Origin of the sequence: Streptomyces sulfonofaciens (assembly GCF_014656295.1) — a bacterium.
Taxonomy (GTDB): Bacteria; Actinomycetota; Actinomycetes; order Streptomycetales; family Streptomycetaceae; genus Streptomyces; species Streptomyces sulfonofaciens.
Genome location: NZ_BNCD01000016.1, coordinates 78,670 through 99,261, shown reverse-complemented (window position 1 = coordinate 99,261; position 20,592 = coordinate 78,670). Strand labels below are relative to the sequence as shown.

Annotated in this window: 17 protein-coding genes and 1 pseudogene; 4 read left to right on the top strand and 14 right to left on the bottom strand. The window is 73.3% G+C overall.

From position 1 onward, the window contains the following. Positions 1–36: 36 nt before the first annotated feature. Positions 37–372, bottom strand: coding sequence for a DUF6233 domain-containing protein (locus tag IE313_RS24445; RefSeq protein WP_189935804.1), 336 nt, complete (start codon positions 370–372; stop codon positions 37–39). Positions 373–620: 248 nt separating this feature from the next. On the opposite strand from IE313_RS24445, the gene IE313_RS24440 reads away from it, so the two are divergent. Continuing rightward, complete coding sequence (locus IE313_RS24440; RefSeq protein WP_189935802.1) at positions 621–1,061, top strand: VOC family protein; 441 nt, start codon at positions 621–623, stop codon at positions 1,059–1,061. 94 nt (positions 1,062–1,155) lie between these two features. On the opposite strand, the gene IE313_RS24435 is transcribed toward IE313_RS24440, so the two are convergent. After that, the gene (locus IE313_RS24435) at positions 1,156–3,534 is read right to left on the bottom strand and encodes a bifunctional salicylyl-CoA 5-hydroxylase/oxidoreductase (RefSeq protein WP_373317055.1); all 2,379 of its coding nucleotides are present in this window, start codon (positions 3,532–3,534) and stop codon (positions 1,156–1,158) included. A 113-nt stretch (positions 3,535–3,647) separates the two neighbouring features. Beyond that, positions 3,648–4,475, bottom strand: coding sequence for an enoyl-CoA hydratase family protein (locus IE313_RS24430; RefSeq protein ID WP_189935799.1), 828 nt, complete (start codon positions 4,473–4,475; stop codon positions 3,648–3,650). Between the two features lie 367 nt (positions 4,476–4,842). Here IE313_RS24430 and IE313_RS24425 point away from each other — a divergent pair, with 367 nt between their 5' ends. Continuing rightward, a complete protein-coding gene (locus tag IE313_RS24425; RefSeq protein ID WP_229924910.1) occupies positions 4,843–5,307 on the top strand; it encodes an ATP-binding protein in 465 nt (154 codons plus the stop codon). A gap of 142 nt (positions 5,308–5,449) precedes the next feature. Here the strand turns inward: IE313_RS24425 and IE313_RS24420 are convergent. The 11 genes and pseudogenes from IE313_RS24420 to IE313_RS24370 all read right to left on the bottom strand — a co-directional run. Continuing rightward, positions 5,450–6,223: pseudogene (locus tag IE313_RS24420) on the bottom strand (GH12 family glycosyl hydrolase domain-containing protein); the annotation flags it as partial. A gap of 239 nt (positions 6,224–6,462) precedes the next feature. Then, on the bottom strand, positions 6,463–7,473 hold the full coding sequence (argF, locus tag IE313_RS24415) for an ornithine carbamoyltransferase (RefSeq protein ID WP_189935797.1): 1,011 nt from the start codon (positions 7,471–7,473) through the stop codon (positions 6,463–6,465). Positions 7,474–7,562: 89 nt separating this feature from the next. Then, positions 7,563–8,801: an arginine deiminase gene (locus IE313_RS24410; RefSeq protein WP_189935795.1), complete on the bottom strand. Its 1,239-nt coding sequence runs from the start codon at positions 8,799–8,801 to the stop codon at positions 7,563–7,565. A gap of 244 nt (positions 8,802–9,045) precedes the next feature. Further along, on the bottom strand, positions 9,046–11,628 hold the full coding sequence (locus tag IE313_RS24405) for a polynucleotide kinase-phosphatase (protein ID WP_189935793.1): 2,583 nt from the start codon (positions 11,626–11,628) through the stop codon (positions 9,046–9,048). Beyond that, a complete protein-coding gene (locus IE313_RS24400) occupies positions 11,625–13,259 on the bottom strand; it encodes a 3' terminal RNA ribose 2'-O-methyltransferase Hen1 (RefSeq protein ID WP_189935792.1) in 1,635 nt (544 codons plus the stop codon). Before IE313_RS24400 ends, IE313_RS24405 begins: the two co-directional genes overlap by 4 nt. A 249-nt stretch (positions 13,260–13,508) precedes the next feature. Then, positions 13,509–14,432 carry an LLM class F420-dependent oxidoreductase gene (locus IE313_RS24395; RefSeq protein WP_189935790.1) on the bottom strand — a complete coding sequence of 308 codons (924 nt, stop codon included), beginning with the start codon at positions 14,430–14,432 and terminating at the stop codon, positions 13,509–13,511. Positions 14,433–14,785: 353 nt separating this feature from the next. Beyond that, entirely contained in the window at positions 14,786–15,265 is a 480-nt protein-coding gene (locus IE313_RS24390) for a DUF6099 family protein (RefSeq protein ID WP_189935789.1), read from the bottom strand. Positions 15,266–15,477: 212 nt separating this feature from the next. Next, on the bottom strand, positions 15,478–15,858 hold the full coding sequence (locus IE313_RS24385) for a nucleotide pyrophosphohydrolase (RefSeq protein ID WP_229924909.1): 381 nt from the start codon (positions 15,856–15,858) through the stop codon (positions 15,478–15,480). Further along, positions 15,855–17,036 (bottom strand): AAA family ATPase, encoded by a 1,182-nt coding sequence (locus tag IE313_RS24380; RefSeq protein WP_229924908.1) that lies wholly within the window; start codon positions 17,034–17,036, stop codon positions 15,855–15,857. Before IE313_RS24380 ends, IE313_RS24385 begins: the two co-directional genes overlap by 4 nt. Positions 17,037–17,219: 183 nt before the next feature. Next, on the bottom strand, positions 17,220–17,606 hold the full coding sequence (locus IE313_RS24375) for a cell division protein SepF (protein WP_189935787.1): 387 nt from the start codon (positions 17,604–17,606) through the stop codon (positions 17,220–17,222). 356 nt (positions 17,607–17,962) lie between these two features. Further along, positions 17,963–18,907, bottom strand: a complete 945-nt coding sequence (locus IE313_RS24370; RefSeq protein ID WP_189935785.1) for an MIP/aquaporin family protein — start codon at positions 18,905–18,907, stop codon at positions 17,963–17,965. Between the two features lie 598 nt (positions 18,908–19,505). Between IE313_RS24370 and IE313_RS24365 the strand changes: the two genes are divergently transcribed. Beyond that, positions 19,506–19,928 carry an RlpA-like double-psi beta-barrel domain-containing protein gene (locus IE313_RS24365; protein WP_189935783.1) on the top strand — a complete coding sequence of 141 codons (423 nt, stop codon included), beginning with the start codon at positions 19,506–19,508 and terminating at the stop codon, positions 19,926–19,928. 25 nt (positions 19,929–19,953) lie between these two features. Further along, on the top strand, positions 19,954–20,589 hold the full coding sequence (locus IE313_RS24360; RefSeq protein WP_189935782.1) for a cell wall protein: 636 nt from the start codon (positions 19,954–19,956) through the stop codon (positions 20,587–20,589). Positions 20,590–20,592 lie beyond the last annotated feature (3 nt).

The window sequence follows — 20,592 nt, the reverse complement described above, 5'->3', positions numbered from 1 at the left end:
CGCCCGCCCGGCACCGCGGCGCCCTTCCCGCGTCCCTCATTCCAGCAGGCCCAGTGCGCTGTCCGGCCGGCACTGCGGACACGCAGGCACGCCCTCGGTGAGCGCCCGGACCACCTCCGCACGGCCGACCGGACGCAGTCTGCCGCCCGCCGTGGGGCAACCGCCCACGTGCGCGTACACGGGCGGCCGGCCCCGTCCGATGCCCATCTCGATGGTCCAGTCGGGCACCGGGGGCCGGGCCCGGGCGCCGCGGCGCCGCTCCGCCTCGCGGCGTTCGAGAGAGGCGATCCTCCCGCGGACCCGGTCCAGCATGTAGAGCAGCCAGGTCTCCAGGACACGGAGGCGCGGCAGATCGGGCGGCAGATCGGACATGCGTTCGATTCTATGGGCCGGGATCCGGGCCGCACGGCGGGGGCGGTCGTTCTCCCGTGCCTCCGGATCCTGCGTGTGTGCCGTCGAGTGGCGCGGTCGTTCGAGCAGCACGGCCCGCCGGTGACCGGAACTGCTTCGTCCGGAGGCTTTCGAAGAGGATGGGGCGGAGCATGCCGCAGCCGGCCCGGCGGCCCCGCCTCGGTGGCGGATGCGGCCACCGGGGCCGTGACACCCCAGGGAGGCCCAGCATGACCATCCGGCGGATGGACAACGTCCTCATCGTTGTCGACGACCTTGACGCCGTCGTGTCGTTCTTCGTCGAACTCGGCATGGAGCTGGAGGGCAGGGCGCCGATCGAGGGACGCTGGGTGGAGCGTGTCATCGGGCTCGACGACGTCCGGCAGGACGTCGCCATGCTGCGGACCCCGGACGGCCACGGCCGAATCGAGCTGGCGATGTTCCACACCCCGAAGGCGACCAGCGCCGAGCCGAGGGACGCGCCGACGAACACGCCGGGCATCCGCCGCATCATGTTCGCCGTCGACGACATCGAGGACACCGTGGCCCGTCTGCGCACCCACGGCGCCGCACTCGTCGGCGAGGTGGCGCGGTTCGAGGACAGCTACCTGCTCTGCTACGTCCGCGGACCCGAGGGCATCATCGTAGGACTGGCCGAGCAGCTCGGCTGAAGGCCGCCGAAGGGGCCGTCCGCGAGAACCGCCGCCCCGTGCACGTGCGGTCGGCGCACCGGGTGCCGGCGGGCGAGGGGGCGGTGCGGCGGTCTCAGCCGTCCAGGGTGAGGCGGGGCTTCGGCGCGTCGGTGCGGCCGGTGGGCGGGCGGCGGCTGCCCGCCAGGTACGGCACCGGCCAGGCCGCGCCGGGGCCCGTGTAGCCCTGCTCCGCGGCGGCGTGCAGGGTCCAGTGCGGGTCGTACAGGTGGGGGCGGGCCAGTGCGCACAGGTCGGTGCGGCCGGCCAGGATCAGGGAGTTGACGTCGTCCCACGAGGAGATGGCACCGACCGCGATCACCGGGACACCCGCGGTGTTGCGGATCCGGTCGGCGTACGGGGTCTGGTACGAGCGCCCGTGCTCCGGACGCTCCTCGGCAACGACCTGGCCGGTGGAGACGTCGATGGCGTCGGCGCCGTGCGCGGCGAAGGCCCGGGCGATCCGCACGGCGTCCTCTGCCGTGGTGCCGCCCGGTGCCCAGTCGGTGGCGGAGATGCGGACCGTCATGGGCCGTTCCGCGGGCCACACCGCGCGCACCGCGTCGAAGACCTCCAGCGGGAAGCGGAGGCGGCCGGTCAGCGAGCCGCCGTAGGCGTCGGTGCGCCGGTTGGTCAGCGGCGAGAGGAACCCGGACAGCAGGTAGCCGTGCGCGCAGTGCAGCTCCAGGAGGTCGAAGCCGCAGTCCGCGGCCCGCCGCGCGGCCTCGGTGAACCGCTCGCGCACCGCCGCGAGGCCCGCCGGAGCGAGCTCCTGCGGGGTCTGGCTGCGGGGCGTGTACGGGATGGCGGAGGCGGCGACCAGCGGCCAGTTGCCGTCGTCCAGGGGCTGGTCCATGCCCTCCCACATCAGCTTGGTGGAGCCCTTGCGGCCCGCGTGCCCGAGCTGGACGCCGAGCGCGGTGCCGGGCGCCCGGGTGTGCACGAAGTCCACGATCCGCCGCCAGGCCGCCGCCTGCCCGTCCGTGTACAGGCCCGTGCAGCCCGGCGTGATCCGGCCCCGTGCGCTGACGCAGACCATCTCCGTCATCACCAGACCTGCTCCGCCCAGCGCCCTGGCGCCCAGGTGGACCAGGTGGAGGTCGCCGGGCACGCCGTCCTCGGCCGAGTACAGGTCCATGGGCGAGCAGACGACGCGGTTGCGCAGGGTCAGACCGCGCAGCCGGAAGGGCGTGAACATCGGCGGGGTGCCGGCCGGGCAGCCCGCGTCGCGCTCCACGGCCCGGGTGAAGTCCGGGTCGCGCAGCCGCAGGTTGCCGTGGGTGACGCGGCGGCTGCGGGTGAGCAGGTTGAAGGCGAACTGCCGGGGCGGCTGGCCCGTGTAGAGGTCCAGGTCCTCGAACCACTCCAGGCTGGCCCGGGCCGCGCGCTGCGTGGAGGCGACGACGGGCTTCCGCTCGGCCTCGTACGCACGCAGGGCCCGGGTGAGAGCGGACGGCACGGCGGCGGCCGCATCGTGCTCCCGACCGGGGCCGGGGCCGGCCGGGCCGTGCGCGCGCCGCCGCGGTGCGTGCTCCTCGATGCAGGCGGCGAGGGCCAGGGCGTCCTCGACGGCGAGCTTGGTTCCGGAGCCGATGGAGAAGTGCGCCGTGTGCGCGGCGTCGCCCAGCAGGACGACGTTGCCGGCCGACCACGTCTCGTTGACGACGGTGCGGAAGGTGAGCCAGGAGGAGCGGTTGCCGCGCAGCGGGCGGCCCCCGAGGGCGGTGGCGAAGATCCCGGCGCAGCGCTCGGCGGACCGGCGCTCGTCCAGGCCGGCGAAGCCGGCCGCCTCCCAGACCTCCTCGCGCATCTCGACGATCACGGTGCTGGCGTCCGCCGCGTACGGGTAGCCGTGCAACTGCACGGTGCCGTGCCCGGTCTCGGCGATCTCGAAGCGGAAGGCGTCGAAGGCGAAGTCGGCGGCGAGCCAGATGTAGCGGCAGCGGTGCGCGGTGACACGAGGGCGGAAGACGTCGGCCCGCGCGGCGCGCGTGAGGCTGTGCACACCGTCGGCGACGATCACCAGGTCGTGCGCCGCCGCCAGCGCGTCGACCGGCGGCGCCTCCGTGCGGAAGCGGAGCCCGACGCCCAGGGAACGGCAGCGCTCGTGCAGGATCTCCAGCAGGCGGCGGCGCTCCAGGGCGGCGAAGCCGTGCCCCCCGGAGATCTGCCGGTGGCCGCGGTGCACGATCGCGATGTCGTCCCAGCGGACGAACTCGGCCTCCAGCGCCGCGTACACCACGGGGTCCGCGCTCTCGATCCCGCCGAGGGTCTCGTCGGAGAGCACGACCCCGAACCCGAAGGTATCGTCCGGTGCGTTGCGCTCCCAGACGGTGACCTCGCGTGCCGGATCGAGCCGTTTGAGCAGGGCCGCGGCGTACAGCCCGCCGGGCCCCCCGCCGACCACGGCGACCCGCCGCACCGGACCGGCGGACGCGGCGGGGCCGGCGGGCACGGCGGACCCGGCGGACACGGCGGGTCCGGAAGGTTCCGTGGCGGCGGGAACGGCGGGCGCCGTGGGCGCGGGGCGGGCGGCAGGGGCCGTGGGCGCGGGGTCGGCGGGCACCGTCAGCGCCCCCGCCACTGGGGGTCGCGCTTCTGTGTGAACGCCGCGTGGAACTCCGCGTAGTCCGCGCCCGTCATCAGCAGCGCCTGCGTCGACGCGTCCAGTTCGACGGCGGCGCCGAGCGGCATGTCGAGTTCGGCCGTGAGCAGGGCCTTGGTCTGCGCAAGGGCGAGCGCGGGCCCGTCGGCGAGGCGGCGGGCGAGCCGCTGCGCCCGGTCGTCGGCACCGCCGTCCTCGGCCAGCTCGCTGATCAGTCCGATCCGCTCGGCCTCCGCGGCCCGCACCGGTTCGCCCAGCATCAGCAGCCGGGTGGCGTGGCCGAGGCCGACGACCCGGGGCAGCAGATACGCGGCGCCCATGTCACCGCCGGAGAGACCGACCCTGGTGAACAGGAAGGCGAACCGCGCGGAGGGATCGGCGACCCGGAAGTCCGCGGCCAGCGCGAGGACGGCTCCCGCGCCGGCCGCCACCCCGTGCACCGCGGCGATCACCGGGAACGGGCACTCGCGCACGGCACGGACGACCTGTCCCGTCATCCGGTTGAAGTCGACGAGTTCGGCGGTGTCCATGGCGAGCGTGGCGCCGATGATGTCGTCCACGTCGCCGCCGGAGCAGAAGCCCCGGCCCCCGCCGGCCAGCACCAGCGCGCGCACGGAGCGCTCCCTCGACAGCTCGGCGAGCAGGTCGCGCAGGTCGGCGTAGGCACCGAAGGTCAGGGCGTTCAGCTTCTCCGGGCGGGCGAGCGTGACCGTAGCGACGCCGTCGGCCACGGTGAGGCGGAGGTGGTGCCACTCCCGCGTGCGGGACGCGGATCCGGCGAAGGGACTCATGGCGCGGCCTCCTCGGGCAGGGGGCGGCTGACGGGCCGGCGCGGACCGCACACGCAGCGACGCACCGGGGTGGCAGCGGGTTCCGGTGACAGCGGGTACCGCCATGAAGTTATCACTGGTTCCTGACTCCCGTCACGAGCACGCGATAGCGCGGTACCCTGGCCGCAGAGACGGGCACGACATGGGCACAGGACCGGTGCGCAAGGCACACAAGAAGGGCACACAGAGGTGCACCACGGTCACAGACCAGAGAAGAAGTCCAGGTCAGAGAGCTCGAACCGGACCCGCCGGGAGAGTTCACCCATAGGCCCCGTACCATTCAAAAGGTTGAAAGCAGGCCCAGCTGCTCTCCGGACTGGATGTCGCCGTGTTCATACCTCCCGCACAGGTCCCCTGGCGTATAGCGCTGCCGCGCACCGCGGCCGCGGTGCCCATGGCGCGTGCGGTGGTGCGCTCGGCCCTGAAGGACATGGAGCACACCACCGACAGCGACACGGCCGAGCTGCTCACCGCGGAGCTGGTCGCCAACGCCGTCGAGCACACCACCGCGGAGGGGCCCATAGAGCTGGTCGTCGCGATGCTGCCCGGCCGCTGCCAGGTCGAGGTGCACGACTGCGACCCCGCACCGCCCGGCTCCCTCGGCGTCCCCGGCCCCATCGAGGAGCCCGACCCCTGGCAGGAGCACGGCCGGGGCCTGGTCCTGCTGCGCACCCTCAGCTCGTCCTGCGGCCACCGGCCCACCGACAGGGGCAAGGCCGTCTGGTTCACGCTGTCCTGCGTCCCCCGCCAGCAGCGCCGGCACCCCGCCCAGACCGACGTCCCCCTGACCTGACGGCCGCCCCGGCGCGCCGTCCGCCCGGCGGGAACTCCCCCCGCCGGGCGGCAGCCGCGCCCGCCGGCGCGGTGGTGCGTGCGCGGCGCACCCAGCGCGCGGTGCGACCAGTGCGCGGTGCGATCAGTTCACGGTGCGATCAGTTCACGGTGGAGGAGAACGAGTTCACGGCCAGCCCGGCACCGTTCTGCCAGGGCTCGAACCCGGCCTGGACGCTGGTCAGGTACCAGGAGCTCTGGGCCTTGCCCCGGCTGATGGTGTCATTGACGAAGGCCTTGACGTCGAAGCTGTATCCGGACATCGCCGAGGGGGCGACGTAGGAGACCACGTCGTTGCCGCCGTTGTTGCCCGTCCAGACGGCCCAGCTCCGACCGCCGACCGTGGCCGTCCCGGACTGCGAGCCCACCGGCTGCACGGGCCCGACGTGGTTGAGCCAGATCATTATCTCGGTCCGGTTGACCCCGTCCTTCTTCGGCTGCGGGTCCAGCCAGATGTCGTAGGCCGCATCGAAGACGGCGTTGTCGACGAAGCTGTACGAGACGCTGCTCGGCGCACTGCCGATCGCGCTGATCTGCTTGGGCAGGGCGGTACCCGGTGAGCACTTCGTGTAGTGGCAGCCGTTGAAGACCGAGGGGTACGACTTGGGCGGGCCGTCCGTCGCCACGGAGCCGTTCGCCTGCGTGACGCGGAAGCCGGTGCCGGTCACGTTGATGCACTGGGCCTCGCTGGTGCCCCATCGGTTGTTCTGGACGACGTAGCTGCCCTGGATGGTCGTGGTCCCGTACGCATCGCATATCTGCGTATCGGCGTGGGCGGTGCCCGTCGTGGTCGCGACGGCGGTCAGCGAGCCCATGGCCAGCAGGAGTGCCGCCAGGCCGGCGCGCACGGAGCGTGCCGGATGAACGCGGAGTGTCATGGGATCCCCTTCCAGAGGGATGTGGGGGTCTTCTGGAACGTGGAGCGGTGGGGCGCACACAGCGGCCCCGCGGCGCACACGGGAGCACTCCGCCATGGGAGCGCTCCCAAAAAGGGGGCCGAGCCCGGACTGTAGGGCCCCAGCGGGGACATGACAAGAGAGCGGGCGCTCGGCACAGGATGCGGCCGAAGCCCCGCGGGGGGCGGCGCGGGGTCCGCGCCGGCCCCGCGGGCGGCAGGTCAGGTGAGGGTGGCGACCATGAGGGCCTTGATGGTGTGCAGCCGGTTCTCCGCCTCGTCGAAGACGACCGAGTGGGCGGACTCGAACACCTCGTCGGTCACTTCGAGGGATGCCAGGCCGTGCCGTTCGTGGATCTCCCGGCCGACCCGGGTGCCGAGGTCGTGGAAGGCGGGCAGGCAGTGCAGGAACTTCACGTCCGGATTGCCGGTGGCCCGCAGCACGTCCATGGTCACCGCGTACGACCGCAGCGCGGCGATGCGCTCGTCCCAGACCTCCTTGGGCTCCCCCATGGAGACCCAGACGTCGGTGGCGACGAAGTCCGCGCCGCGCACGCCCTCGGCGACGTCCTCGGTGAGCGTGACGACGGCACCGCTGACGGCGGCCAGCCGCCGTGCGCGGTCCACCACCGCGGGGGCCGGCCAGTACGCCTTCGGGGCCACGATGCGGACGTCCAGGCCGAGCAGCGCGCCGGTGACCAGGTAGGAGTTGCCCATGTTGAAGCGGGCGTCACCGAGGTAGGCGAAGCCCAGGCCGGCGTCGAGCGGCTTCTTGCAGTGCTCGGTCACGGTGAGCACGTCGGCCAGCATCTGGGTGGGGTGCCAGTCGTCCGTGAGGCCGTTGTAGACGGGCACACCGGCATGGGCGGCCAGCTCTTCCACGTTGGCCTGGCTGTCCCCGCGGTACTGGATCGCGTCGAACATCCTGCCGAGCACCCGGGCGGTGTCCTTCACCGACTCCTTGTGCCCTATCTGCGAGCCGGCGGGGTCGAGGTAGGTGGTGGCGGCACCCTGGTCGGCGGCGGCGACCTCGAAGGCGCACCGCGTCCTGGTGGAGGTCTTCTCGAAGATGAGCGCGATGTTCCGGCCGGCGAGGAGCCGGGGCTCGGTGCCCGCGCGCTTGGCCGCCTTGAGCTCGGCGGCCAGCTCGACCAGGCCGCGGAACTCCTCGGCGGTGCAGTCCAGCTCCTTGAGGAAGTGGCGTCCGGTGAGCTTGACCGGGACGGTCGCCATGAGGTGCTCCTGGGGTGAGACGCGGACACGAAGGCTGGAAGTATATACAGCACCTTACATTTATATACAGACTGTCCGGCTCCCGGACCTCACCGCGGCACGGCGTCCCGCTCCACAGGACAGCTCATGCAGCGCGGCCCGCCCCGCCCCCGGCCCAGCTCGCTCCCGGGGATCTCGATCACCTCGATGCCCTGTTTGCGCAGATGGGTGTTGGTCGTGGCGTTCCGCTCGTACGCGACGACCACTCCCGGCTCGACCGCGAGCACGTTGCAGCCGTCGTCCCACTGCTCGCGCTCGGCCGAGTGGACGTCCTGGGTGGCCGTGAGGACCCGGATCCCGCTGAGCCCGAGCGCGGCGGCGATGGCCCGGTGCATGTGCTCCGGCGGATGGTCGGTGACCTTCAGCTCGCTGCCGTCGGTACCCGGCTCGATGGTGTACGAGCGGAGCATGCCGAGGCCCGCGTACTGCGTGAAGGTGTCCCCGTCGACCATCGTCATCAGGGTGTCCAGGTGCATGAAGGCCCGCCGCTTCGGCATGTCCAGGGCGACGATGGTGCGGGCGGAACCGGCCGCGAAGAGCTTGTGCGCCAGCATCTCCACGGCCTGCGGGGTGGTGCGCTCGCTCATGCCGATGAGCACCGCCCCCCGGCCGATCACCAGGACGTCCCCGCCCTCGATGGTGGACGGATAGTCCGCCTGGCCCTGCGACCAGGTGTGGAACGGGCCCGCGCGGTCGCCGTGGAAGAGCGGGTGGTGCTGGTAGATCGCCTCGAAGTGCACCGTCTCGCGCTGCCGGGCGGGCCAGCGCATCGCGTTGATCGACACGCCGTCGTAGATCCAGGCGGAGGTGTCCCGGGTGAAGAGGTGGTTCGGCAGCGGGTCGAGCAGGAAGTCGTCCAGGTCCATGACGTGGAAGCGCACCGACGACGGCTCGGGGTGCCGCTCCAGGAACTCCCGCTTGGTCATCCCGCCCACCAGCGCCTCGGCCAGCTCGGTGGACGCGAGGGACTCGAAGGCGGCGCGCAGGTGGTCGGTGGCCAGCGGCCCGTACTCCTTCTCGTCGAAGACCCGGTCCAGGACGAGCAACCGGGCCGCCGGGATGTCCAGCGTCTCGGTGAGCAGGTCGCCGAAGAGGTGGACCGTCACCCCGCGGTCCCTGAGGACGTCGGCGAAGCCGTCGTGCTCCTGGCGGGCGCGCCGCACCCAGAGGACGTCGTCGAACAGGAGCGTGTCCTTGTTGCTGGGGGTGAGGCGTTTCAGCTCCAGGTCCGGGCGGTGCAGGATGACGCGGCGCAGCCGCCCGGCCTCGGAGTCGACGTGGAATCCCATGCTTCCCATCCTGCCCCCGGCGCCCCGCTTACCACCGGTCCGCTGAGGCGGGGACCCGGGCGGCGGCGGCCCGCACCGGGCGGGTGCGGCCGCTTCCCCGCCCCGGTTCCGGCGGCGGTGGCGGGGCGGCGCCGTCCGTTCACCGTGCGTCGTCGGACCCGGCCCTGCCCGGGCGGTGCGGGCGCTTCGCTGAAGAGTGCCGGACCGGGGGCGCGCGCCCCGCGGGCCGGGCCGGCGGAGGCGGTCACAGCCGGGGGTCCACCGGCTCCGACTCCAGGGCCAGGACGGCGAACACCGCCTCGTGGATCCGCCACAGCGGCTCCCCCTCCGCCAGCCGGTCCAGCGCCTCAAGCCCCAGCGCGTACTCGCGGATCGCCAACGACCGCTTGTGCCCGAGGGACCGCGACCGCAGCCGCTCCAGATGGGCGGGCCGCGTGTACTCGGGGCCGTAGACGATCCGCAGGTACTCGCGCCCGCGGCACTTGATCCCGGCCTGCACCAGGCGCCCCTGCCCGGTCCTGGCCATCGCCTCCACCGGCTTGACGACCATCCCCTCGCCGCCCCGCCCCGTCATCTCCAGCCACCAGTCGACCCCCGCCCGTGCCGACGCCTCGTCCCCGGTGTCCACGTAGAGCCGGCGCGTGGTCTGCAGGAGGCTGCTGGTGTCGTGCTCGACCATCCGGTCGAGCAGCGCGAGCTGTGCGTCGTGCGGCAGCACGGCGCGGTTGCGGCCCTGCGAGGCCAGGATCTGGAACGGCGCGAGCCGCACTCCGTCCAGGCCCTCGGTGGGCCAGCAGTACCGCCGGTACGCATCGGTGAAGGCGGCGGCGTCCCGGGCCCTGTCCCGCTGGCGGGCCAGCAGCTCCAGGGTGTCGACGCCGCGGTCGGCCGCCGCTTCGAGCGCGGCCAGGGCAGCCGGGAGGACGGCGCCGGACGCGGCGCCCACCGCCGCGTACTGGGTGCGCAGCAGCCCGGAGGCCTTCAGGGACCAGGGCATCAGCTCGGTGTCCAGCAGCAGCCAGTCCGTGTCCAGCTCCTCCCAGAGCCCGGCCTGGCCGATCGCGGTGCGCACCCGGCGCAGGATCTCCTCGGTGACGGCCGGATCGTCGAAGAAGGCCCGCCCGGTCCGGGTGTAGAGGGCACCGGTGAGCTCGGCGCCCGCACCCGCACCCGCACCCGCACCGAAGCGCTCCCGGGCCACGTCCGCGTCCCGGCAGATGAGGACCACCGCACGCGAGCCCATGTGCTTCTCCTCGCACACCACCCGCGCCACGCCGTCCGCCGCGTACTGCGCGAAGGCATCCGCGGGGTGCTCCAGGAAGCCGTCGCGGCGCGAGGTGGCGGTGGGCGCCATCGTCGGGGGCAGGTAGGGCAGCAGCCGCGGGTCGATCGCGAAGCGGCTCATCACCTCCAGCGCGGCGGCCGCGTTCTCCTCGCGAACGGTGATCCGGCCGGCGTGCCGGGTCTCCACCGCGCGGCGGGCGGCCACGTCGGCGAGGTCCAGCGGCCGCCCGTCGCCACTGCCGGGCGCCTCGGGGCGCAGCGGCCTGGCCGGCTCGTACCAGACCCGCTCTGCGGGGACGTCGACGAGTTCGCGTTCGGGCCAGCGCAGCGCGGTGAGCCGGCCGCCGAAGACCGCACCGGTGTCCAGGCAGATGGTGTTGTTCTGCCAGGACGCGTTCGGCACCGGGGTGTGGCCGTAGACGACGGCCGCGCGCCCGCGGTAGTCCTCGGCCCAGGGGTAGCGCACGGGCAGGCCGAACTCGTCGGTCTCGCCGGTGGTGTCGCCGTACAGGGCGTGCGAGCGGACGCGGCCCGAGGTGCGCCCGTGGTACTTCTCGGGCAGTCCCGCATGGCAGACGACCAGCCGCCCGCCGTCGAGCACGTAGTGGCTGACGAGGCCGTCGACGAACCCGCGCACCTGCGCGCGGAACCCCTCGTCCTCCCGGTCCAACTGCTCGATGGTCTCCGTCAGGCCGTGCGTCTGCTGCACCTTGCGCCCGTGCAGCCAGCGGCCGAGCTTGTTCTCGTGGTTGCCCGGCACGCACAGGGCGGTGCCGGCGGCGACCATCGACATCACACGGCGCAGCACACCGGGGCTGTCGGGGCCGCGGTCGACGAGGTCGCCGAGGAAGACGGCCGTGCGTCCGTGCGGGTGCCTCCCGTCCACGTAGCCGAGCCTGGCGAGCAGCGCCTCCAGTTCGGAGCTGCACCCGTGGACGTCGCCGATGATGTCGAAGGGGCCCGTGAGGTGCCTCAGATCGTTGAAGCGCCGCTCCCTGACGATCTCGGCGGCCGCCACCTCGTCCGGGCCGCGCAGGACGTGCACCCGGCGGAAGCCCTCCCGCTCCAGGTGGCGCAGCGATCGGTGCAGTTCGCGGGTGTGCCGCTGGATGACGCGGCGCGGCATGCCGGCCCGGTCGGCACGGGCCGCGTTGCGTGCGGCGCACACCTCCTCGGGCACGTCCAGGACGATCGCGACGGGCAGCACGTCGTACGCGCGAGCCAGCCGGACCAACTGCCTGCGGCTGTCGCTCTGCACGCTGGTCGCGTCGACGACCGTGAGGCGGCCGGCCGCGAGGCGTTTGCCCGCGATGTAGTGCAGTACGTCGAAGGCGTCCCGGGTGGCGTCCTGATCGTTCTCGTCGTCGCCGACGAGGCCGCGGCAGAAGTCGGAGGAGATCACCTCCGTCGGCCTGAAGTGCCGCCGGGCGAAGGTGGACTTGCCGGAGCCCGAGGCGCCGACGAGCACCACGAGGCACAGGTCGGTCACGCCGAGGACGCGCCGGGCGGAAGAGGCGGCCGGTTCGGCCGCGGTACCGGTCATGCTGCCTGTGCTCCCTTCGTCTGCTCGGTCCTGCGGAAGACGGCCATCTGGGTGGGCGGTCCCACCTCGGGGTCGTCGGGTCCGATCGGCGCGGTGCGCACCTCGTACCCGTGCCGGGCGGCGACCGCGCGCGCCCATGTCCCGAACTGCTCGCGGCTCCACTCGAAGCGGTGGTCGGCATGGCGCACCCGCCCGGCCGGAAGGCTCTCCCAGCGGACGTTGTACTCGGCGTTGGGCGTGGTGACGAGGACGGTCCGGGGGCGCGCCGCACCGAAGACGGCGTGCTCCAGCGCCGGCAGCCGGGGCGGGTCCAGGTGTTCGATCACCTCGCAGAGCACGGCCGCGTCATAGCCCTTCAGCCTGCCGTCCGTGTAGGCAAGCGAGCCCTGGAGGAGCCGCACGCGCCCGGTCCGCCGCTCCCCGGCGGCAGCCGCCGGGCCGGTCGGCCAGGAGGAGGGCTCGACCCGCAGCCGCCGGGCGGCGGCGGCCAGCGCGCGCATGGAGACGTCCACCCCGACGACCTCGGTGAACCGCGGGTCCTTCAGCAGTTCCTGCACCAGCTTTCCCTGTCCGCAGCCCAGGTCGAGCACCCGGCTCGCGCCCGCGGTGCGCAGTGCGTCGAGGAGGGCCGCGCGGCGCTGCACGGCGAGCGCGACGGCGGTGTCCGCCGTGCCCGGGACGCCGGCGCCGCCCGGAGCGAGCGGGGCGTGCGGAGTGTCAGCGGTGTCCGGGACCACCGTGCCCTCGGCGGCGGTCCGCCCGGCGGCGGACTCCCCTGCCGTGCCGTCCGCGGCCGCGGCCGCGATCTCGTCCGGGGTGTCGTCCGGCACGGCGTTGTCGATCTCCTCGACCCCGGTGTCGTCCGACTCGGCGAGCCGTACCAGCTCAAGCCGCTCGCGGGCCTCGCGCGTCAGCGACCAGCGGCGGGCCAGGTAGCGGCGGGTGATCAGCACCTGCTCCGGATGGCCGGGCAGCCAGCCCTCACCGGCCCTCAGCAGCTTGTCCACCTCGTCGGACGCCACCCAGTAGTGCTTGGCGTCGTCGAGCACCGGAAGAAGCACGTAGAGGTGGCAGAGCGCCCGGGCGAGCCGCTGGTCCCCTTCCAGGACGAGGCGTACGTAGCGCGAGTCGCCCCAGGACGGGAAGGCCGCGTCGAGCGGTACGGGCTCGGCGGTCACCGTCCAGCCGAGCGGCTCGAAGAGCGCCCGGACCAGCGCGGGGCCCCCGGCGGCGGGCAGCACGGGCACCTCGATGCGCAGCGGCAGCGGCTGGTCGACCAGGTCCGGCCTGGCCTTGCAGCGGCCCTTCATCGCACTGGAGAAGACACCGCCGAGGGCGACGGCGAACAGCGACGAGGCCGCGTACGGCCGGTCGTTCACGTACTGCGCGAGGGCCGCGTCCGGTGCGCCGCCCCGGCCCCTGCCCCTGCCGCGCCGCACCAGCGCCACCGGATCGACCTCCAGCAGCAGCGCCGCGGTGCACCGCCGGGCCGACGCCTCGGGGTAGACCACGTGCGCGGTGCCGTAGGAGGTGGCGAATGCCTGCGCGTGGTCGGGGTGCTTGTGCAGCAGGAAGCCGAGGTCGGTGGCGGGCCGTTCGGGCGTGCCGGTGGTACTGATCGTCAGGAACACCTGTCCGAGTATCGCCGCGCCGGACGGCGGTGGCTACGGACTTTCGGCCCTCCTGCGGACGGCGGTGGCTATGGACCTTCGGCCCTCCCGCGGACGGGCGCGCGGGCCGGTGCACGCAGCGGAGGACGCCACTGCGCGCGCCGGGGGCCGCGCGCGGGGCGGGACGCCCGCTGGGACGGGCCGGGGTCCGGTGGGCCGCCCCGGCCGCCCGCCCGAGGGCCCCGGACCGAGCGCGGGCGGCACGCGGGCTCAGGACAGCCGGGACTGCACCTCGGCGGAGATCAGCTCCAGGTGGTCCAGGTCGGAGAGGTCCAGGATCTGGAGGTAGACGCGCTGCGAGCCGACCGCCTCGTACTGCCCGATCCTGTCGACCACCTCGGCCGGAGTACCGGCCAGGCCGCTGGCCTTGAGTTCGTCCACCTCGCGGCCGATGGCCGCGGCCCTGCGGGCGACTTCGGCGTCGTCCTTGCCCACGCACGCGACCAGCGCGTTCGAGTAGACCAGGTCGCCGGGCCCGCGTCCGGCCTGCTCCACGGCGGCCCGGACCCGGCCGAACTGCCGCTCGGTGTCCTCGACGGAGGCGAACGGGATGTTGAACTCGTCGGCGTACCGGCCGGCCAGCTCCGGGGTGCGGGCCGTGCCGTGGCCTCCGATGAGCACGGGTACCTTGGCCTGCGCCGGCTTGGGCAGCGCGGGCGAGTCGGTGAGCTGGTAGTACGTCCCGTCGTAGCTGAACGTCTTGCCGACCTCCGTGCTCCACAGGCCGGTGATGATCGCAAGCTGCTCCTCCAGCCGCGCGAACTTCTCCCTGGGGAACGGGATCCCGTACGCCGCGTGCTCCTCCTGGTACCAACCGGTGCCCAGGCCCAGCTCGACCCGGCCGCCGGACATCTGGTCGACCTGGGCCACCTGGATGGCGAGGACGCCGGGCAGCCGGAAGGTGCCCGCCGTCATCAGGGTGCCGAGCTTGATGCGGCTGGTCTCACGGGCCAGGCCGGCCAGGGTGATCCAGGCGTCGGTCGGCCCGGGCAGCCCGTCGGCCGATCCCATCCGCAGGAAGTGGTCCGAGCGGAAGAAGGCGTCGAACCCGAGGTCCTCGGTCGCCTTGGCCACACTCAGGAGGGTGTCGTAGGAAGCGCCCTGCTGGGGCTCCGTGAAGATGCGAAGATCCATGTCCCCATCCTGCACGCCCCGGCCACGGCCGACGCACGCGCCCGCACGCGGCCGGTTCGGGCTCCCCCCGCGCGCCGGCGCAAGCTCCTGCCCGGGCTCCGGCGCACGTCATGGTCAGCGGGACCCCTCCGGGGGGCCGCGGAAGTGGTCCTGCCGGACTGCCGGGGGACGAAGGTCGGGAGCGTCTGCGGCGGCCCGTGGCGTGTCCCGTGCGCTTCCCGGCCGGGACGCGGTCCGTTCCGCGTGACCGTGGGGCACTTTCGGGGGCCTGTCGTACGCCGGCTCCCGCGCGGGCGCCTTTCCTCATGGTGCCGGTGCCGGCCGGTTCCCTCATCGTGCCGGCGCCGGCCGGCTCACGGGGTTCCCGCGGAGTCGGGCTCGGGAAGGCTCTCCTCGCGGGCGGCGAGCTTGCGGAGCATCTCGACGACCCGGTCGCGGGCCTCGTCCGCCGCGTCGATAGCCTCCATGCACTGCCAGTAGATCCCGTCCTCCTCGGCGGAACAGGCCGTGCCGACGAGCGTGATGCCCAGCTCGCCGAGCATCACGCCCAGCTCCAGGAGGGTCTGGCGGGCGTCGCCGATCTCGGAGAGACGGCTCGCCCGGATGTCCTCGACCTTGAGGGCTGGGGTGCCGAGGGCACCGCATCCCCTGCCGCCCACTTCGCTCAGGCTCAGCGCCTCGCCCCGCAGCTCCGGCGGGCCGCCGACCGCCAACCTGCTGCCGACCGCCTGTGCCAGGGCCTGTACCTGCCATGCCTCGGCCATGATGCCCGGGACCTCTTGGCTCTGTGCCAGTGCGCACCTGCCCAATCCGATGAGCTGCACTGCGTCCATCCGCCGTCCCCGTCTTTCTGGAGGTCTTCCTCTGTCGCGCACGTCACGCGATCCTTCAACTCTCGTGTCCACTACTAAGAGTGAATCCCCTTGGGACGAAAAGCCAGAGGAAACCCGAAATCTGTGGACAGAAAATCCCATGTTGATAAGTTAGTAACTCCGGAGAGTGACGGATCATGGGTGACACACAGGCGTGTTGACGGCCCGTGGGTTCACGAACCACCGCGAGACGGGGCGGAATCACTCGGCACCGGAAATCTCCGTTCATTGCGGTCGATCTTTTCCTCAAGTGCGCGCAGGGCGTCGATCCCCAACACCTCGCACAGTTGCAGCAGATACGCGAGGACGTCCGCCACCTCGTCCCTGACGCGGTGCGCCGACCCGGGGTCGTCCATCACCCGCGCGGACTCCTCCGGCGTCAGCCACTGGAAGATCTCGACCAGTTCGGACGCCTCCACGCTCAGCGCCGCGACCAGGTTCTTGGGGGTGTGGAAGGGCTCCCAGCGGCGGGCCGCCGCGAACTTGGCCAGCCTGCGCTGCAGGGCAGGCACGTCCGGCGGACGGGGAGTGGGTGCGGAAGGGGTGTCTGTCACGGCTTCAGGTGTACCACCGAGGCCGGGGCGGCGCCCTGGGCGGCGGTGGTGGTGCGCACGGCGGCCAGCAGCCTGAGGTGGCCGCCGGCGCACATCTCCGCGGCGAGGCCGGTGAGTTCGCGCAGTTGCCGGTCGTCGAGGCACCGGTCGAAGCCGTCGGCGAGGACGGTGAGCGTCTGGTACGCGGCCGGCACCTCGGCGGCCGTGTCGACCTCGAGGACACCGGGTCCGGTGAGCAGCACCAGGGCGAGGGCGAGGTAGCGCAGTTCGCCGTCGCCGAGGCGGTCCACCGGGGTGAGGATGCCGTCGCCGCGGTCCAGCAGCGCGCACACGGTGCCGTCGTCGAGCTGCCGGGTGGTCAGGTCGCGCACCGGTCCCGCGCAACCCGCGCGGGCCGCCGCCACCAGCCGGGCGTGGCGCCTGCCGCACTCCGCCCCGGTCCGCCGGAGCACCTCCGCGAGGTTGCCGCAGCCGCTCAGCAGCCGGCCGCCTCCCCGGGGCGCCGGGCGCCGCATCGCGGACGGGCAGGGATCGCAGGCGAACACCGAGCGCAGGGCGACCACCATCTGCTCGGCGGCCGCGAGCACGAGCCGCTGCCCGTCGGTGCGCCCGGCCACCCGCAGCGGAAGCAGGGGGGTGCCGAGCCGGTCGTCCGGCAGCGGGCCGCGGGTGAGCGGTGCCGACCCGCCCGTGTGCCAGGCCGCCTCGACGACGCGCCGCGCCGGGTCGCGCAGCCCGGTCTGCAGGAGGGTCAGACCGCCCGCCGTGAGGCGTTCGCCGACGATGCGCAGGTCCGGCTCCGTCTGGACGGCGAGTACGAGCCGCACGGGGCCCGCCGGTCCTTCGGCGCCGCAGCCGATCCGGAAACCGCGCCGCCCCGCGCGGGGCCCCTCCCGGTCGGGTACGCAGGCCGGCGGGTCCGGGAACGCCTCCACGAGCCGCGCACCGCCGCCGAGCCGCGCCAGTGCCTCGGCGGCCCGCAGCACGGTGGACTTACCGCTGCCGCTCGGCCCCGCCAGGTAGGTGACGGGACCCATCCGGACGACCGCCTTCCGATGTGCCGCGAAGGACGAGAGGCGCAGTTCGGTGAGGGCCGGGCGCAGGGCGCGGGAGGGGTGGTCGGCGGCGGGGACACGGGCGGCGCGCTCGGGCTCCGCGTCGCGAACAGGTGCGGTCATACAGGGACGGTAGGGATCCGATGATCGGATGAACCGTTACCTCTCACCGGCCTTACCACGATCGGGGGACGCCGGGAGCCCGTGACGGCCCCGGCTGCCGCACCGCGGTTGACGGCCGCCCGCCACCATCGCGCACGCGCCGCCGGGTGTCGCCGGCCGCGTGCCCGCCCGGGCAAAGCCGCCTCAACCCGCCGCGCCGCTCACCTTCCCGCGCACCTCGGTTCCCGGCGGGGCCAGCAGGAAGACATTCCGGTCGACGCGGTGCATGGCGCTGCCGAGGCCGAAGACCACCCCGCTGCTGAAGTCGAGGACCCGCTTCGCCACGTCGGTCTCGGCACTGCTCAGGTCGAGCAGGACGGGGATCTGCGCCATCAGGGTCTCGGCGACCTCGCGGGCGTCCGCGAAGACGTTCACCCGCATGACGACGAACCGGCGGCGGGCCGCCGTCTCGGCCTCCGGCGCAGGGGCCGCGGGGAGGCCGGGCCACGTCGGCCAGGCGTCACCGCTGCGCAGCGGTACGACCTCGGCGAGCCCTTCCCACTGTTCATCGGTGGCGTCGTGACCGCTCACTGCCCCACCCCGTCCCGATCCGCGCTCGCTGTCTTCCGCACATGCCCCCATTGTTACGCGCTCTCACTCGATCGGCCCAATAGCGACACGGTTCGGGCGGGTCGGGCGGCACCGCGGGGACGCCGCGGCAACGCGGTCGGGGCGGCGGCGGACGGCGGCCCCGCGCCCGGCGTGGGTCCACCGGGCACGGGGCCGCCGGGAGCTCGGGACGGCGGGGACCCGGGGCCGCCGCAGGGCGGGGCCGCCGGGAGTTGGGGCCGGCGCCTTCGCTGGCGCTCGGTACAGGCGGACGGGAGGCGTTTCCCGCCGGGGCGCGGCGCCCCGGCGGCGTGCGTGCGGGGCCGCGGGCCCCGGCGCTACTCCCCCTCCGTGGTCGTCGGCTTCGTCCTGCCCACCTCCTGCGGCTCGCCCAGTTGGGCGCGGGCGTGGAGGGTGTCGCTGATGAAGAGGTCGTAGACGAGGACGCCGACCGTGCCGCCGACCAGCGGGCCGACGATCGGGATCCACCAGTAGGCGCTGAAGGAGCCCGCCATCGAACCCGGGAACGCCAGACTGCTCCAGCCCTCGGTGTAAGCGAGCAGACGGGGCCCGAAGTCGCGCGCCGGATTGATGGCGTATCCGGCGTTCGCACCGTAGGACATGCCGATGGCGGCCACCACGAAACCCACCAGCAGCGGCCCGAGATTGGCCTTCACCGACTGGTTCCGGAGGTCGATGAGGGCCACCACGAACAGCACCAGGAACGCGGTGCCGACGATCTGGTCGACCAGCGGGCCCCAGATGCCGCCGTGGAAGTACGGCGCGGGGAAGGTGGCGAAGATCGAGAACGTCTGAAGGGTGTGCCCGCCCGTCTTCGGCGCCTTGATCGTGGAGTCGAAGGCGTTGATGGCGCTGTGGTAGACGGCGTAGACGAGGGCCGCACCCACGAACGCGCCCGCGACCTGGGCCGCCCAGTAGGGCACGACCTTGGCCCAGGCGAACTTGCGGCGCACCGCGAAGGCGAGCGTCACCGCCGGGTTGATGTGCGCACCGCTCACACCGCCGGCGACGTAGATGGCGAAGGCCACGGCGAAGGCCCAGCCCCAGGTGACGAGCAGCCAGTCGCCCGCTCCCAGGAAGAAGGTGGTGGGCCCTGACGTCCGCCCGGAACCGGGCAGTGCCGCGACGGCCATCGCCACCACGCCGTCACCGAACGAGACAAGCACCATGGTGCCCAGGAACTCGGCGAGGCATTCTCCCAGGAGTCCGCCTCTCGCCTTGAGTCCGGACCCTTTGATGAGGGGCGAGATTTCTGTCGCCATACCGCCTCCCGGAAGGCAGGGATCTGATCCCGTGGTAACGCGGCCCCCGGGCACCCGCAACCGCAGTCGGGGCCCCGCGAGGGCCCCGGGGGCGGCGCCCGGTCCCCGGCGCCCAGCCCCCGCACCGTTCACCGCCGCCCCGCGGCCCCGCCCCGGCGCACCGTCCCCAGGCACCCGGAAGAGGAGGGGCGGCGGCCTTCGCGACTCCGCCCGGGCGCCCTGCCAGGGACTTCCTGCCCTGTCTTCACGAGATGCCCACGCCCCCTGGCGGACGCGCGTAGAAGCGAGCATCATGGGCGTGCTCCACCTGCACTGCCGACACATCTGCCCCATCGGCACACGCAGGAGGCACGCCGAGAGACAACCCCCGCACGATTCCGGCGCCGCCCTCATGACGGCCCCAGAATTGTCATGGGCATGCAAATATCGGCGTCCTCCGACGGCCTCGTGCGACCACCGCCCCGAGGGTGCGGGCCGTGTGGACGCCGAATGCCGCGTGCCGGTCCACGAACAGTCCAATGCGGTCCGCCCCCCGGTACGGCGCGCCCCCGACGGGCGACATGTCCAGGTGGGGACCGCGCCGGTGAAGGGATGCGACATGGCTTGCGGATCGACCAGCCTCTGGGCCGGAGAGAGCACCTGGTTCTGCTGCGGCAGCGCCTGGGGCCCCTGCGGCAGCGCCGGGACGGGCGCGTGCGGAACCTGCCAGTCCAGCAGGGCACAGGCCGCATGGCCCAACGCCTCGCAGGCGTGCTTCGACATCACCAGACCCGACCTGTGCGGCGAGAACATCCCGCGGCGCGGCTGCGGCTCGGTGATGAACGTCAGACACCAGTGCTCCGGTGCCACCGTCTGCGTCACGATCTCGGACTGCGGACCGCGCACCAAGAGCTTCTGCGGCGAGGCGACCTGCTGCAACGGCGCCTGCCGCACCAACCGGGTGATCGACCTGACCCCGGCGGCCTTCTCGGCCATCGGGAACCTCGATTCCGGCATGCTGCCCGTCTACATCTACGAGTGACGCACGACGAGAGGAGGAGAACGCGATGAACACCGGACACCAGCACGGGCGGTCCGGCGACCGCCGGGGGTTCGACCGGCGGCGCTTCCTCACCCGCGCGGCCCTCGGGGGCGCCACCGTCGTGGGCGCCTCGGCACTCGGCGGCCTCGACGCGGAGGCCGCGTTCGCCGAGCCGATGCCGTCGCTCGACCCCGCGATCGCCAGGTCGACCTTCGCCGAGGGACGCATCAGCCGTGTCAACGGCAGCGTCCTGGAGGTCAAGGGCTCCTACGGCGAGCAGCACCTCGTCCAACTGACCAACGCCACCAGCGTCTGGAAGCTGCGGCCCACCACCGCCGACGCGATCAAGCCCGGCGACGGCCTGTACGCCCGGGGTGTGGACATGCCGGACGGCACCATCGCGGCGGACGCGGTGTGGGTCAACATCGTCAACATACTGTGCACGATCCGCGGAATCGCGAAGGACCGCCTGCACCTGTCGCACGGCAGGCACGCGGTCGTCGGACACCTGCACGCCGCGCACACCACGGCCTCCTACCTCGGCGGTGCGCAGACCGCGGACCTGTCCCGGCTGCGGATCGGCCAGTCGGCGCAGATCCTCGGCGCCTGGCGGCCCGAGGACGACGGCATAGACGTCGCCCGAGTGACCGCGGGCCACTGAGGG

Excerpts from the sequence above, each read along its gene's own strand:
- IE313_RS24445 (WP_189935804.1), bottom strand. The coding sequence starts at position 372 with ATGTCCGATCTGCCGCCCGATCTGCCGCGCCTCCGTGTCCTGGAGACC.
- IE313_RS24440 (WP_189935802.1), top strand. The coding sequence starts at position 621 with ATGACCATCCGGCGGATGGACAACGTCCTCATCGTTGTCGACGACCTT.
- IE313_RS24430 (WP_189935799.1), bottom strand. The coding sequence starts at position 4,475 with ATGAGTCCCTTCGCCGGATCCGCGTCCCGCACGCGGGAGTGGCACCAC.
- argF (WP_189935797.1), bottom strand. The coding sequence starts at position 7,473 with ATGGCGACCGTCCCGGTCAAGCTCACCGGACGCCACTTCCTCAAGGAG.
- IE313_RS24410 (WP_189935795.1), bottom strand. The coding sequence starts at position 8,801 with ATGGGATTCCACGTCGACTCCGAGGCCGGGCGGCTGCGCCGCGTCATC.
- IE313_RS24405 (WP_189935793.1), bottom strand. The coding sequence starts at position 11,628 with ATGACCGGTACCGCGGCCGAACCGGCCGCCTCTTCCGCCCGGCGCGTC.
- IE313_RS24395 (WP_189935790.1), bottom strand. The coding sequence starts at position 14,432 with ATGGATCTTCGCATCTTCACGGAGCCCCAGCAGGGCGCTTCCTACGAC.
- IE313_RS24390 (WP_189935789.1), bottom strand. The coding sequence starts at position 15,265 with ATGGACGCAGTGCAGCTCATCGGATTGGGCAGGTGCGCACTGGCACAG.
- IE313_RS24380 (WP_229924908.1), bottom strand. The coding sequence starts at position 17,036 with ATGACCGCACCTGTTCGCGACGCGGAGCCCGAGCGCGCCGCCCGTGTC.
- IE313_RS24370 (WP_189935785.1), bottom strand. The coding sequence starts at position 18,907 with ATGGCGACAGAAATCTCGCCCCTCATCAAAGGGTCCGGACTCAAGGCG.
- IE313_RS24365 (WP_189935783.1), top strand. The coding sequence starts at position 19,506 with ATGGCTTGCGGATCGACCAGCCTCTGGGCCGGAGAGAGCACCTGGTTC.
- IE313_RS24360 (WP_189935782.1), top strand. The coding sequence starts at position 19,954 with ATGAACACCGGACACCAGCACGGGCGGTCCGGCGACCGCCGGGGGTTC.